The organism is Mesorhizobium sp. WSM4815 (genome assembly GCF_055811575.1).
Map to the genome: position 1 here is coordinate 212,804 of NZ_JBVVQS010000099.1, position 13,659 is coordinate 226,462.

At 63.1% G+C, this 13,659-nt stretch carries 16 protein-coding genes; 10 read left to right on the forward strand and 6 right to left on the reverse strand.

The window, feature by feature from the left end:
* Window positions 1-40 precede the first annotated feature (40 nt).
* Window positions 41-958, forward strand: a complete 918-nt coding sequence (locus tag AC0L2B_RS24270; protein WP_128170591.1) for a polyprenyl synthetase family protein — start codon at window positions 41-43, stop codon at window positions 956-958.
* 25 nt (window positions 959-983) lie between these two features.
* On the opposite strand, the gene AC0L2B_RS24275 is transcribed toward AC0L2B_RS24270, so the two are convergent.
* The 5 genes from AC0L2B_RS24275 to AC0L2B_RS24295 all read right to left on the reverse strand — a co-directional run bounded on the left by AC0L2B_RS24275 (window position 984) and on the right by AC0L2B_RS24295 (window position 5,688).
* The gene (locus AC0L2B_RS24275) at window positions 984-1,874 is read right to left on the reverse strand and encodes a LysR family transcriptional regulator (protein WP_036262160.1); all 891 of its coding nucleotides are present in this window, start codon (window positions 1,872-1,874) and stop codon (window positions 984-986) included.
* A 293-nt stretch (window positions 1,875-2,167) separates the two neighbouring features.
* A complete protein-coding gene (locus AC0L2B_RS24280; protein ID WP_473747109.1) occupies window positions 2,168-2,905 on the reverse strand; it encodes a class I SAM-dependent methyltransferase in 738 nt (245 codons plus the stop codon).
* A gap of 90 nt (window positions 2,906-2,995) precedes the next feature.
* Complete coding sequence (locus tag AC0L2B_RS24285) at window positions 2,996-3,868, reverse strand: lytic transglycosylase domain-containing protein (protein ID WP_473612109.1); 873 nt, start codon at window positions 3,866-3,868, stop codon at window positions 2,996-2,998.
* Window positions 3,869-3,872: 4 nt separating this feature from the next.
* Window positions 3,873-5,126, reverse strand: coding sequence for a flavodoxin-dependent (E)-4-hydroxy-3-methylbut-2-enyl-diphosphate synthase (gene ispG / locus AC0L2B_RS24290; protein ID WP_473515502.1), 1,254 nt, complete (start codon window positions 5,124-5,126; stop codon window positions 3,873-3,875).
* Between the two features lie 376 nt (window positions 5,127-5,502).
* The gene (locus AC0L2B_RS24295; protein ID WP_023797036.1) at window positions 5,503-5,688 is read right to left on the reverse strand and encodes a YdcH family protein; all 186 of its coding nucleotides are present in this window, start codon (window positions 5,686-5,688) and stop codon (window positions 5,503-5,505) included.
* 240 nt (window positions 5,689-5,928) lie between these two features.
* On the opposite strand from AC0L2B_RS24295, the gene AC0L2B_RS24300 reads away from it, so the two are divergent.
* A complete protein-coding gene (locus AC0L2B_RS24300; RefSeq protein WP_023797035.1) occupies window positions 5,929-6,132 on the forward strand; it encodes a YdcH family protein in 204 nt (67 codons plus the stop codon).
* Window positions 6,133-6,165: 33 nt separating this feature from the next.
* Here the strand turns inward: AC0L2B_RS24300 and AC0L2B_RS24305 are convergent, their stop codons facing one another.
* Window positions 6,166-6,969, reverse strand: a complete 804-nt coding sequence (locus AC0L2B_RS24305; RefSeq protein WP_473512227.1) for an IclR family transcriptional regulator — start codon at window positions 6,967-6,969, stop codon at window positions 6,166-6,168.
* Between the two features lie 123 nt (window positions 6,970-7,092).
* Between AC0L2B_RS24305 and AC0L2B_RS24310 the strand changes: the two genes are divergently transcribed.
* The 8 genes from AC0L2B_RS24310 (at window position 7,093) to AC0L2B_RS24345 (ending at window position 13,555) form a co-directional block, all read left to right on the forward strand.
* Window positions 7,093-7,968 carry a transporter substrate-binding domain-containing protein gene (locus tag AC0L2B_RS24310; protein WP_091593538.1) on the forward strand — a complete coding sequence of 292 codons (876 nt, stop codon included), beginning with the start codon at window positions 7,093-7,095 and terminating at the stop codon, window positions 7,966-7,968.
* Between the two features lie 70 nt (window positions 7,969-8,038).
* Window positions 8,039-8,704 carry an amino acid ABC transporter permease gene (locus tag AC0L2B_RS24315; RefSeq protein WP_023797032.1) on the forward strand — a complete coding sequence of 222 codons (666 nt, stop codon included), beginning with the start codon at window positions 8,039-8,041 and terminating at the stop codon, window positions 8,702-8,704.
* A gap of 1 nt (window position 8,705) precedes the next feature.
* Window positions 8,706-9,356, forward strand: coding sequence for an amino acid ABC transporter permease (locus tag AC0L2B_RS24320; RefSeq protein WP_077380470.1), 651 nt, complete (start codon window positions 8,706-8,708; stop codon window positions 9,354-9,356).
* Between the two features lie 4 nt (window positions 9,357-9,360).
* Window positions 9,361-10,155 (forward strand): amino acid ABC transporter ATP-binding protein, encoded by a 795-nt coding sequence (locus tag AC0L2B_RS24325; protein ID WP_473747110.1) that lies wholly within the window; start codon window positions 9,361-9,363, stop codon window positions 10,153-10,155.
* A 33-nt stretch (window positions 10,156-10,188) separates the two neighbouring features.
* A complete protein-coding gene (locus AC0L2B_RS24330; RefSeq protein WP_473747111.1) occupies window positions 10,189-10,650 on the forward strand; it encodes a RidA family protein in 462 nt (153 codons plus the stop codon).
* A 24-nt stretch (window positions 10,651-10,674) separates the two neighbouring features.
* A complete protein-coding gene (locus tag AC0L2B_RS24335) occupies window positions 10,675-11,880 on the forward strand; it encodes an aminotransferase class V-fold PLP-dependent enzyme (protein ID WP_473747112.1) in 1,206 nt (401 codons plus the stop codon).
* Between the two features lie 104 nt (window positions 11,881-11,984).
* Window positions 11,985-12,482: a 5-(carboxyamino)imidazole ribonucleotide mutase gene (gene purE / locus AC0L2B_RS24340; protein ID WP_065011353.1), complete on the forward strand. Its 498-nt coding sequence runs from the start codon at window positions 11,985-11,987 to the stop codon at window positions 12,480-12,482.
* Entirely contained in the window at window positions 12,479-13,555 is a 1,077-nt protein-coding gene (locus AC0L2B_RS24345; protein ID WP_473747113.1) for a 5-(carboxyamino)imidazole ribonucleotide synthase, read from the forward strand. The genes purE and AC0L2B_RS24345 overlap by 4 nt, the downstream gene beginning before the upstream one ends.
* The last annotated feature ends 104 nt before the right edge of the window (window positions 13,556-13,659 follow it).

Below are 13,659 nucleotides of genomic sequence, written 5' to 3' on the forward strand. Positions count from 1 at the left end.
TTCTTGCGCAACGTCTGAGTGTCGGCTACCCGTCCCCGGCATGGCGAAAGACGATCAAATACCGTTCGAGGCAGCGCTTCTCGCACGCACAGGGCCGATCGAGGCGCTGCTCAGGCGGTTGCTCGACGACCGCCCGCTTTCAGGCGAGATCGCGCGGCCGCAGCGTCTGATGGAGGCGATGCGCCACGGCGTGCTGAATGGCGGCAAGCGCCTGCGCCCTTTCCTGGTCATGGAAAGCGCCGCGCTGTTTTCCGCCGACGGCGAGGCGGCGCTGCGCGTGGCGGCGGCGCTCGAATGCGTGCATTGCTATTCGCTGATCCATGACGATCTGCCGGCCATGGACGATGACGATCTGCGCCGTGGCCAACCGACCGTGCACAAGGCCTTCGACGAGGCGACCGCCATCCTCGCCGGCGACGCCTTGCTGGCGCTCGCCTTCGACATCATTGCCGACGAAGCGACAATGCTGCCGGCCGAACGGCGGGCGGCGCTGGTGCTGGCGCTGGCCCGCGCCGCCGGAGCCGGCGGCATGGTCGGCGGCCAGATGCTCGATCTCGAAGCCGAGCGTAACCGGCCGGAGGAAGCCGGCATCATCCGGCTTCAGGCGATGAAGACCGGCGCGTTGATCCGCTTCGCCTGCGAGGCGGGCGCAATTGTTGCCGGCGCGCCGGCGGCCGACCGTGAAAGACTGGCGGAATTCGGTTCGGCGATCGGGCTTGCCTTTCAACTTGCCGACGACCTGCTCGATCTGACGGCGGATGCGCGCCAGATGGGCAAGGCGACAGGCAAGGATGCAGCCGCCGGCAAGGCGACGCTGGTGGCGCTGCACGGCGCCAACTGGGCGCGGGACCAGCTTCAAGGCCTCGTCGACCAGGCCCACGCCTTGCTTTGTCCCTATGGCGAAGACGCCGTGCTTCTGAAGCAGGCAGCGGAATTCGTGGCGGCCCGCAACAGCTGACGCTGTTCCAAGCTGTACTCCCGTCCTATGGCGCGCCGTGTAGCCAAGGAGGGTTGGCGAACTGTTCGGCCAGGAAATCCACGAACACGCGCACGCGCGGCGACAGAATTCGGCCAGGCGGATAGACCGCGCAGATTGGCGCTCCGTCAGGATGATTGTATCCGGTGAGCAGCGCGGTCAGTCTGCCTGCCTTGATATCCGGCCCGACCAATATCTCCGACATGCGGATTATGCCTATACCGGCGAGCGCAAGCCGGCGTAGCGCTTCGGTGCTGTTGGCCTCTATCGGGCTGCGGATACGCATGCTTTGCAGACCGTCCGGGCCATCGAACTCCCAGATATTGAGACCACCGCGTGCTGTGACGCCAAGACAGACATGACCTTGAAGGTCGTCTGGCGTTGTCGGCATGCCATGTCTTTCGAGATATCGAGGTGATGCGCAAATGACACGGCGATTCGGCGCCAGCCGCCGCACCACCAGCCTCGAATCGCTGTGTGCGGCAACGCGCACGGCGACGTCGGTTTCCTCAGCCAACAGGTCGACAATCGCATCTGTGAACATCAGCTCGAGCTCGACGGCCGGGTAGCGATCGATGAAGGCCGGCAACATCGGCACGATCAAGCGATGGCCGAAGGCGCTCGGAAGACTGACGCGCAGCCGGCCGCGCGGTTCTGCTCCGGGTTGAACCGCGATTTCAGCCTCTTTGATGTCGTTCAGGATGCGGCGAGCGCTTTCGGCATAGGTGCTGCCTTCCGCCGTCAAGCTGATGCGCCGCGTCGAGCGCTGCAGCAAGCGCACGCCAAGGCGGGACTCAAGCCGACCGATGATTTTGCTCACGGCCGAAGGTGTCATCCGCAGCCGGCGTGCCGCTGCCGAGAAGTCGCCTTCCTCGACAACTGCCAGGTACACACCCATCGTCTCTTGCCGGTCGATGATATCTATTCCAATTCGTCACAGATGAACGGAAACTATCACCGATTATCAGCAGATGCGAACCATAATATGTTTTCCTCTTCAGCATGCAAAATGCTGGAGAGGAGGTGCCATGGGTGCAGAACACGTAAACCTGCGAGACGCTCACGACGTGCATCGGTGGGCACGTCGTCAGCGCAGCGCCGCAATTGGGCGGTGGTGTCTTTGGCTTATCCGTACGCTCAATCGGTCACGTCAAGGAATGGGAAAACGCTCAAGGCGAAGCAACGTCCGGGCTAGCGCAGCCGGCCGATCGGAATGATTTCTGGCGATGTTGGAGCGTATGGCTCGCCACGCCAGTTGCCGAGCCATTCTTCGACGACCAGCCCGGTCTGGTCCAGTATCTGCGCAAGGCTTTCCTTTGTCGGGAAGGCGATTTTCGATTCGGCGCTGAGCACGCGTCCGTTGCCGGGCATTTCGTAATGGGTCGAGTAAGTGACGACACCGGTAGCGGAATCGTAGCGGAAATCGTTCCACGCTCTTACCGTGCCCAATTCGGGATGACTGAGCTCCCGTTGCGACCGTTCCGGCGTCCACTCGAGCCATTCCCGCGCGACTGGATTTCGCGTGTCGAAGATGAAGCGTCCATCGGGCGCCAGATGAGCGGCGATCGTGGCAAGCACCGCCTCTCGATCTTCTGGCGTGAGGAACACCTGGAAGGCGTGCCCGGTCAAAAGCACCAGATCGAAGCGTCGTCCGAGCCGGACGTTGCGCGCATCGGCCTCGACCCAGTCGACCCTCTGCCCGCCGGCCCTGCGGCGCGCAATATCGAGCATCGCCGGCGCGGGATCGACGCCGGTCACGCCGCGCCGATCGGCGAGCGCGGCAGCCAGTTGCCCTGTGCCGCAGCCGAGATCGAGAACCGAGCCGGCATCTTTGGCGAAGCCGACGCAATGATCGAAATCCACGCCGCCTTCGTTCTCGATATCGTAGAACTGGACGAGATCGGGATCGCTGTAGAGACGGTCGTTCATTTAAGCCTATAGCTGAAGCGGTGGACCAGCAGAATTCGTGGAATAAAAGCGCAGCTTCGGTGGTTTGTCGGAAAAATCAATCGGCACCCATCACCGATTCCGCACCACAATGCATGCACCGCCGACGCTTTGCAGTTTCCGGCAGATGTTGTCGGCCTTGGCTTTGGAGTCGGCGCCGATGCGGACAGCATAGATCCCGCGCCTGCCGATCGGCGAGCGCACCCGGCTGACCACCGGATCATGGCCCTTGAGCAAGGCCGGAAACCGGCGCTTCACGCCAGTCCATTGATTGAGCGCCGCGGCGCGGCGGAAATTGCCGGCCACCTGCACGCCCCACGGCTTGATGTTGATCGACGCCATGGCCACGGTTTGGGACTTGATGACCGGCAGTTTTCGGCAGGCGACCGCGAAGCTCGCTTTCTTGTCGAGCGGCTGGATGCTGCCGGCATAGGCGGTGTCGGTGAACCTGTCGGCCGGCTCGCCCATGATGTCCAGAACGTAGTTTTCGGTCTCCATCGGCAGGAATCCGCCGGAACTCAGCCAGCGCGACACCCGGCTTTCGCCGGCATTGTAGGCGGCGGCGGCCAGGCCCAGATTGCCGAAGCCGGTTTTCATCTCGGCGAGATATTTTGCCGAGGCCGGGATGGCCTGCTCGATATCGAAGGAATTGGCGAGGCCGCGTATCTTGGCGGTGCCCGGCATGAACTGGGCTATGCCTTCGGCACCGACCGGACTGACCGCATTGGGATCGAAGCGGCTTTCCTTCCAGATCAGCCGGGCAAAGAAATCCTTGGGCAGGCCGTTTTGATCGGCATGCGCCTCGATCAGATTGCAAACCCGGTCGAGCAGCCGCTGCTTGGCGGGACGCGGCGGATCGGCGTGGACGGCTGTCGCCCAGCCCAGCCCACCAAGCAAAACCAATCCACCAAGCAAAATCGGCGTCGCCCAGGGGAAGCGTCGCATCGACCTACTCCGCCGCAGCCTTGCCAGGTTGCCCAAACCGCTGCTCGATATAGTCGGCGACCATTTTCTCGAAGTCGGCGGCGATCGAAGGCCCGCGCAGCGTCGCCGCCTTCCTGCCGTCGACGAATACCGGCGCCGTCGGCGTCTCGCCGGTGCCGGGCAGCGAAATGCCGATATCGGCATGCTTGGATTCACCTGGACCGTTGACGATGCAGCCCATCACCGCGACTTTGAGGTTTTCGACGCCGGGATATTTTTCACGCCACACCGGCATGTTCTTGCGCAGATCCGCCTGGATGTCCTGCGCGAGTTCCTGGAACACGGTAGAGGTGGTGCGGCCGCAACCGGGGCAGGCGGCGACGATCGGTACGAACTGCCGGAACCCCATGGTCTGCAGGAGTTCCTGCGACACTTGCACCTCGCGGGTGCGGTCGCCGTTCGGCTCCGGCGTCAGCGAGATGCGGATCGTGTCGCCAATGCCTTGCTGGAGAAGAATGCCCATCGCCGCGGATGAGGCGACGATGCCTTTCGAACCCATGCCGGCCTCTGTGAGGCCGAGATGCAGCGCGTGGTTGGAGCGGGTGGCAAGCTCGGTGTAGACCGCAATCAGATCCTGTACGCCGCTGACCTTGGCCGACAGGATGATCTTCTCGCGGCCAAGGCCGATCTCCTCGGCCATGTCGGCCGAAAGGATCGCCGACTGCACGATCGCCTCGCGCGTTACCTCCTGCGCGGTCAGCGGAAAGCCCTGGCGCTGGTTGTCGTCCATCAGCCTGGTCAAAAGCTCCTGGTCGAGCGACCCCCAATTGACGCCGATGCGCACCGGCTTGTCGTACCGGATCGCCATCTCGACGATCGCCGCGAACTGCCGGTCCTTCTTGTCCTTGAAGCCGACATTGCCAGGATTGATGCGGTATTTGGCCAGCGCCTCGGCGCAAGCCGGGTGGTCGGCGAGCAGCTTGTGGCCGATATAGTGGAAATCGCCGACCAGCGGCACATTGATACCGAGCCGTTCGAGCCGCTCGCGGATGGCAGGCACGGCGGCGGCACTCTCGTCGCGGTCGACGGTGATGCGCACGATCTCGGAGCCGGCGCGATGCAGCGCGGCAACTTGAGCGACTGTCTGGTCGACATCGGCGGTGTCGGTGTTGGTCATCGACTGAACGACGACAGGGGCGCCTCCGCCGACCATCACGCCGCCGACGTCGACACCGACAGACGTGCGGCGCGAGAAGGGTGAAGAAAAATATCCGGTCATGGCCGGCTGCCCTTTGTTAGCGCCGAATTCCGGAATCGGTTTCCGGAAACAATCTGCGCAAAAATCAAAATACAGCGTCCATTGCGCGTCCGAAAGGAGGCGCGGCACTGTAGAAGGTCCCGGCATGAGGTGGAGGAGCAAAGATGGCTTGTCAATGGCGCCAGGCAGGCAAACCTGTCAAATCGAACCGCCGGACAAACAAGGAAACGCTCCGGCGGCATTGGTCGCCACCGGAGAAGATGGTCGCGCAAAGCGCGCGCTGCCCCTGCGTGACCCAGAAACCGAAAGGATTTTCGGAAAGGACCATGCGCCAAAATCAGAAGCACGACAGCGCCCTTTTGCGCGTCCAAAGGACGCGCAGCGCCGTAGCTGAGCGTCAGTGCGTGGTGGGTTTCGGTTTCGCCTTCAGTTTCTCAATCTCGTCCTTGAGCGCCAGCTTGCGCCGCTTGAGATTCACGATTTCGAGGTCGTCGACCGATGGATGGTTCATCGCATCATCGATTTCGCGTTCGATGTCGCCGTGTTTCCGCTGCAGCTCATCAAGATGGGATGCAAGAGACATGATTGGTTCTCCCTTTCATGGTTTCCTCGATTGCAGCCGTCAAGGCGCGTCCCACCGCAATTTCGCTTCTGTGACGGCATAATGACAGTGTGCCACTATCGGGCACCGATGTCGAATGCTGCGTGGTAGCATTCCACGACAATACGAAATGTGGTATTGGCTGCGCGCCGGTGCAAGATACCTCCGGCCTCGCCCAATCAGGCCCATTTTTGGGCGCCGCAGACGTGCAGACGGTAAATAATGTCCGAACAGGAACAGGCCGACATCCGCCTCGAATATTCTCGGCTGAAGCAAGAACACGCCGATTTCGACGCGGCGATCAACGCGATGATCGCCATGGGCTGCGACCCTCTGCAGATCCAGCGCATGAAGAAGAAAAAGCTCTTCCTGAAAGACCGGCTGATGGCGCTGGAAGACCGGATCATCCCCGACATCATCGCGTGAGCGAATCCCACTTGCGGTCGCGACAAATCCTGCTCATCCCGTGATCGAAAGCCTCGCGGCGCGTTCGCGCAGTAGGGCGATGAGATCGCCGGTCTTTTCCTCGGAAGTGTCGATGGGAACCACCAGGCATATCGTCGCCTCGACCTTGCCGGCAGCTGAAAAGACCGGCGCGGCAAGGCACTTTGTATAGGCGTCGACAAGACCGGAGGTCACACAGTAGCCGGTAGCCCCGGCCGTAGCGATATCTTCAATGAAGTCGTCCAGCAGCAATCTGCGGCCATCCGGCAGGACGAGATCGTCTTCGGACACCATGTCTTCGATCACCGCCCGTTCGAAACCGGCGAGAAGCAGGCGCCCGGAAGCGGTCCAGGGAAGCGGTATCTGCAGACCCGTGGCCGAACTGATCCGGAACGGCCTGGTGCCCGGGCTTGAATGGACAATCGTGTAGCGGCCGTTTTGCAGCATGCACAATTCGGAGGTCTCGCCTGTCTCGCGCGAAAGATTGTCGACTTCCTGACGCCCTCTCCTGAGCAGGTCGTTGCCGCGCACATAGTCCATTCCGTAGAGATAAAGCTTCTTCCCGAAATAGACGCGATTGCCGTCGCCGGCCATTTCCAGCAGGCCCGCATCCACGAGCGAGCGCACAAGCGTGTAGATCGTCGAGCGCGGCGCATTCACTCCCTTGGCGAGATCGCCAATCCCGATCGCTCGCTGGTTCGCATGGAGAAACTCCAGGATATGGAGCACGCGGTTGAGACCCTTCTCGCGGGAGCCCGCAATTCTGTCTTCGTCCGGACCAGCGTCCGGCCGAACTGCCAAGCCATTGCCATCTTGCATTGCTGATTCCTGGTGTTAGTATCTGTCTCGTACAGGATACATGTGTCTTTTGTAAGAGACAATCCAGCAGATTACCGATGCATGTATCGGCAAAGGGGAACACAACACGAAAAGGAGGTCGCCGTGAACGACACATCCAAAAGACGTGATTTTCTGAAACTGGCCGGGCTTGCAACGGCCGGAGTGGTGGGCGCAGCGACAACAGTCGATGTTCAGAAGGCGGCGGCGCAGGCGGCGCCGGACAGCCTGCTGCGCACCGTTCTCGATCGCGGCAAGGTGATCGTCGGCACCGGCAGCACCAACGCGCCCTGGCACTTTGAAAACGATGCCGGCGAACTGGTCGGCATGGACATCACCATGGGGCGCATTCTTGCCAAGGGACTTTTCGACGATACGACCAAGGTCGAGTTCGTCATGCAGGACCCGGCCCAGCGCATTCCGAACGTGACCACCAACAAGGTCGACATTTCGATCCAGTTCATGACCATGACCGCCCAGCGCTCGCAGCTGATCCACTTCTCCCGGCCCTATTACGTCGAAGGCATCGCCTTGCTGACCCTTCCGAACGCCGAAAACAAGACCTTCGACAAGCTGCTTGCCGGCGGTTCGGCGACGCGGGTTTCCATCCTGCAGAATGTCGATGCCGAGGCAAATGTGCACATCGTCCTGCCGGAGTCGCAGGTGATGCAGATAGACACGCAGGCCAACGTGCTGCAGGCACTGGAATCGAAACGCGTCGACGCTGCCGCCGTCGATCTGTCGACGGTTCGCTGGCTCGCCTCGCGTAATCCGGACAAATACTTCGATGCCGGCAAGAGCTGGTTCTCGATGCTTTATGGCGCCGCACTTCGGCAAGGCGACCTCGACTGGCTGACCTTCGTCAACACGACCTTCACCACCGCCATGTTCGGCCATGAGACGGCGCTCTACGACGCTGCATTCAAGGACTATTTTGGACAGGAGCCGCCGGCGCGCCATCCCGGCTTCCCGGTCATCTGATGCAAGCAGGCGGAAGGGTCGCGCCCTTCCGCCTGCTTATCGTCGACAGCCCTCGATATGACAGGGACACATGGGCTATACCCTGAACTTCAACCTGATCTGGCGGCATTTCGACAAGCTTTGGGGCGGGCTGCTGCTCAGCCTCGAGCTGGCCGTGATCTCCATCGCGATCGGCATCCTCATCGGACTGCTTCTGGCGGTCTGGTACGTGTCGGCCGGGCGTGCGGTGCGGACCGTCATCGCCGCCTATGTCGAGTTCATCCGCAACGTGCCGCTGATCCTGCTCGTCTATCTCGTCTTCTACGGCCTGCCGACGGTGGTCGACATCGCCTACAGCGCGCAGACCTCGTTCATCGCCACGCTGTCGCTCTATAGCGGTGCTTATCTGGTCGAGGTGTTCCGCTCGGGGCTCGAAGCGGTTCCGCGCGGACAGCTCGACGCCGGCAAGGCGATCGGCCTGACGCCATGGCAAAGGCTGGTTCATGTGCGCCTGCCGACGATGCTGCGCATAACGCTGCCCGCGCTTTCCAACACGTTCCTGTCGCTGTTCAAGGACACGTCCGTTGCGTCGGTCATTTCGGTGCCCGAGCTCACCTACGGCGCCCAGTGGATCAACTTCAACACCTTCCGCATCGTTGAGGTCTACCTTGTGGTGACGGCAATGTATCTCTTGACCGGCTACGCGCTTCTTTTTGCACTTCGGCTTGTCGAGCGCCGGTTCAGGGCGGCGCACTAGGATGCTTGGCCAGATCGCCTATGCCTTGCCCTTCCTGGCCCAGGGTTTTGCCGTGACGCTATGGGTGTCGCTGCTGGTCGTGGTGTTGTCGCTCGTCGCCGGCGTGATGATGGGCGTCGGCCTTGTCTATGGCCCGGCTCCGCTGCGCTGGGCAGTGCGCATTTTCAGCGATACCATTCGCGGCATTCCGATCCTGGTGCTCATCTTCTTCGTCTATTACGGCCTGCCTGCCGTCGGCCTCCATCTGGAATCCTTCTGGGCAGCCGTGCTGGCGCTCACCCTGTTCAAGACGGCGCAGGTCATCGAGTATCTGCGCGGTGCGGTCGGTTCCATACCGAAGGGGCAGTCCGAAGCGGCGATGGCGATCGGGCTGACCTTTCGCCAGCGACTGGCCTACGTCATCTTCCCGCAGGCGTTCAGGCGTTTCCTGCCGCCATGGATCAATGGCGTCACCGATGCGGTGAAGGGCAGCGCGCTGGTCTCGCTGCTCGGCATCACCGACCTGATGCATGCCATCAACCAGGTCATCGGCCGCACCTACGAAGCGATGCCGCTCTACATCCTCGGCGCGGTCATCTACTTCGCCGTCAATTACGCGCTCTCCCTGGCCAGCCGACGGTTGGAGCGGCGTTTCTCCTTCATCCGGGAATAGCAAGATGCCCATCGCCACGCCCGCCAATCCGGCGCTTCTCGATGTCTCCGAGGTTTCCAAGTCCTTTGGATCCGTCGCGGTCCTGCGCTCCGTCAGCCTGCAGGTGACGCGCGGCGAGGTGGTGACTGTCATCGGGCCTTCCGGCAGCGGCAAGACCACGCTGCTGCGCTGCGTCAACTTCCTGGAGAGCTACGACAGCGGCTCCATCCGCATCGACGGCAAGGAGGTCGGCTTCCGCGACACGGGAACACGCCAGCGCCGCAGCGAGCGCGACCTGGCGAAGATGCGGGCCGAAACCGGGATGGTGTTCCAGAGTTTCAATCTGTTTCCGCATCTGACGGCGGCCGGCAACATCATGCTTGGCCTGCGCAAGGTGCGCGGCAAGAGCAGTACCGAGGCCCGAGCCATTGCCGAGCACTGGCTCGGCCGGGTCGGCCTTGCCCACAAGGCCGACAGCCTGCCGGCCGAGCTTTCCGGCGGCCAGCAGCAGCGTGTCGGCATCGCCCGCGCGGTGGCGATGGAGCCAAAAATCCTGCTCCTTGACGAGATAACCTCCGCGCTCGACCCGGAACTCGTCGGCGAGGTGCTCGAGGTCGTGCGCAGCCTGGCCGAGGACGGCATGACGATGGTGATGGTCACGCACGAGATGGCCTTTGCCCGCGATGCCTCGAGCCGCATCATCTTCATGGCAGACGGCGGCGTCAGCGCCGCAGGCCCGCCCGCCGAGATTCTGGGCGCGGACATCGACAATGAGCGTCTCCGCAGTTTCCTGGCGCGGTTTCGTGCCTCGCATTTCTGAAGGACGGCGAAAGCTGTCGCAAGGAGCCTTTTCATGACGCCTTACATCCGGCTCGCCGAATTGGGCCTGACACTGCCCGAGCCGCCGACGCCGATCGCCAACTTCGTCACCCATGCCGAAAGCGGACGGCTGATCTTCCTCTCCGGCCAAGGGCCATTGCGCGCCGACGGCACGCTTTGCACCGGCAAGGTCGGCGAGGACGTCACGGTTGAAGAGGCCTATAAGCATGCCCGTCTCACCGGTCTGAACCTGCTCGCCGTCATGCACGCTGCGGCAGGCGACCTCGGCCGCATTGTGCGCGTCGTCAAGCTGCTTGGCTTTGTCAACGCGATCCCGACCTTCAGCGACCATCCGAAGGTGGTGAATGGCTGTTCCGATCTTTTCGCCGCTGTCTTTGATAGTATCGGCGGGCACGCCCGTTCGGCGATCGGTGTCGGCTCCCTGCCGGGCAATATCACCGTGGAAATCGAGGCGGTCGTCGAGATCGCCGGCTGAAGTCTACCAATGGGACCTCCAGAGATGAAAACCTATTCCGCGAACGGCTCCAACACGACAATCCGCGAACGGCTCGGCCTTCGCCCGATCATCAATGCCTCCGGCACGATGACGGCGCTCGGCGCATCGATCATCGTCCCGGAAGCGATCGCCGCCATGTCGGAAATCGCCTCGCAATGGGTGGAGATGGACGATCTGCAGCGTGCCGCAAGCACGATCGTCGCACGCCTCACCGGCGGCGAGGCCGGCTTCGTCACGGCGTGCTGCGCCAGCGGCATCGCCATGGCCATTGCCGGCACGATGACCGGCACCAACCTTCTGGCGATCGAGCGGCTGCCGGACGACACCGAGGGCCTCAAGTCCGAGGTCATCGTCCAACTCGGCCACATCGTCAATTACGGCGCGCCGATCGACCAGTCGATCCGGCTGGCCGGGGCAAGCACCGTACCGGCCGGTACGGTCAGCGTGACGCAGGATTACCATGTGCGCGAAGCGATCCGCGACCGCACCGCGGCAGGCCTCTACGTCGTTGCCCATCACACGGTGCAATACGGCATGCTCTCGCTCGAGGAGTTCTGCGAGATCTGCCACGCCAAGGGCGTCCCGGTGATCGTCGACGCCGCCTCCGAATACGATTTGCGCGGCTTTCTCGCGCGCGGCGCCGACATCGTCGTCTATAGCGGACACAAATTCCTCTCGGGACCGACAAGCGGCATCGTCACCGGGCGCAAGGATCTGGTGCGCGCCGCCTATCTGCAGAACCGTGGCGTTGCGCGGGCGATGAAGGTCGGCAAGGAAAGCATCGCCGGCGCCATGGCCGCACTGGAGGCCTGGGAGCGGCGCGATCATGCCGGCATCCGCAAGCGGGAAGAAGCGGCGCTCGATCTGTGGAAGGACGCATTGCTGGGCCTGCCCGGCATCGCCGCGCATGTCATTCCCGATCCGACCGGCAATCCGCTCGACCGCCTGCAGGTGTTTGTTGCGCCCGAAAGCGGATTCACCGCCGCCGGTCTTGCCTCGGCGCTGGCGGCCGTTTCGCCTCCCATTATCGTGCGCAACCACGAGGTCGAGCGCGGTCACTTCTTTCTCGACCCGTGCAATCTCCATCCCGGCGAGGCGGAAATCGTCGCCGAACGCCTGCGGGCCGTGTTGAGCGTGGCCGAGCGTCCGGCGGATGCGATGAAGTCGGCCCGCAAGGATAGCGCCGGCGCTTTGCGCTGGCCGGATTAGGCAATGATGGCGCCTCACTCCAGAACGCTTGCGCAGAGGCAGCACATCCTTGCCGTCGATCCCGAATTCCGCTAAGGCGCGCCTTTGCCGCCGGGAGCAGAAGCTTGGACGATCATCGCGCCGACGTCGCCATCATCATGGGCAGCCAGTCCGACTGGGCGACGATGCGCCACGCCGCCGAAACGCTGGAGGCACTGGGCATTCCGCACAAGCGACTGATCGTCTCGGCCCATCGCACCCCCGACCGGCTCTATGACTTCGCCAAGGGTGCCAAGGCGGCCGGCTTTCGGGTGATCATCGCCGGCGCCGGCGGTGCGGCACACCTGCCCGGCATGACGGCGGCGATGACGCCGCTCCCGGTTTTTGGCGTGCCGGTGGAATCGAAGGCGCTTTCCGGGCAGGATTCGCTGCTCTCCATCGTGCAGATGCCGGCCGGCATTCCGGTCGGCACGCTGGCCATCGGCAAGGCAGGCGCCACCAATGCCGCCCTTCTGGCTGCGGCCGTGCTGGCGCTGACCGACGAAAAGCTCGCCGCCCGGCTCGATGCCTGGCGCGCCGCCCAGACCGCCAAGGTCGCCGCCGAGCCCACGGACACGCCATGAGCCTGGCCGCCGGATCGACCATCGGCATCATCGGCGGCGGCCAGCTCGGCCGCATGCTAGCGATGGCCGCGGCGCGCCTCGGCTACCGCACGGTCGTGCTGGAGCCGCAGCCGGATTGTCCGGCGGCACAGGTCGCCAACCTGCAGATCACTGCCGCTTATGACGACACGGCCGCGCTCGCCGAACTGGCTGCAGTCAGCGCCGTCGTCACCTACGAGTTCGAGAACGTTCCGGTCATGGCGGCCAGCGCGCTTGCCATCACGGTCCCGGTCTATCCGCCGGCGCGCGCGCTGGAAGTAGCGCAGGACCGGGTGGCGGAGAAGAAATTCCTCAACGCCATCGGCATTCCCACCGCGGATTTCTGCCCCGTCGACAATGACGACGAATTGACGACGGCGCTGAAAAAGTTCAACGGCAGCGGCATATTGAAGACGCGACGCATGGGCTATGACGGCAAGGGCCAGCGCGTCTTCCGCAACATGGAAACGGGGGGCTTTGCCGGCACCTGCGAGGCGATGGGCAACGTGCCGCTGATCCTCGAATCCTTCGTCGCCTTCGAACGCGAGATCTCGGTGATCGCGGCGCGCGGCATGGACGGTTCGCTCGCCGCCTACGATCCGGCAGAAAACGTCCACCGCAGCGGCATCCTGCACAGCTCGACCCTGCCGGCCAGGATAGGGTCCGAAACCGCCGCTGCAGCGCAGGCGGCGGCAGCAGAAATACTTGCCGCGCTCGACTATGTCGGCGTCATCGGCATCGAGTTCTTTGTCCTTGCCGACGGCGCGCTGCTGGCCAATGAGATCGCGCCGCGCGTTCACAATTCCGGCCACTGGACGGAAGCCGCCTGCATCGTCTCGCAGTTCGAGCAGCACATTCGCGCCGTCGCCGGCCTGCCGCTGGGAAATCCCGGCCGCCATTTTGACTGCGTCATGGAAAACCTGGTCGGCGACGATATCCTGCGCATCCCGGCCCTGCTCGCCGAGCCCGATCTGATGCTGCATCTCTATGGCAAGGCCGAGGCACGCCCCGGCCGCAAGATGGGCCATTTTACGCGAATGAGCCGCTACCGTTGAGGCTATTCGACGGCGCCGCTCTAAAGCGCGTCGCATTCGGCCGGCCTCACGCGACGCGCTTTAGGTTGTTGCTTTATGCATGTCGTTATCGCAAAACCGCTGCG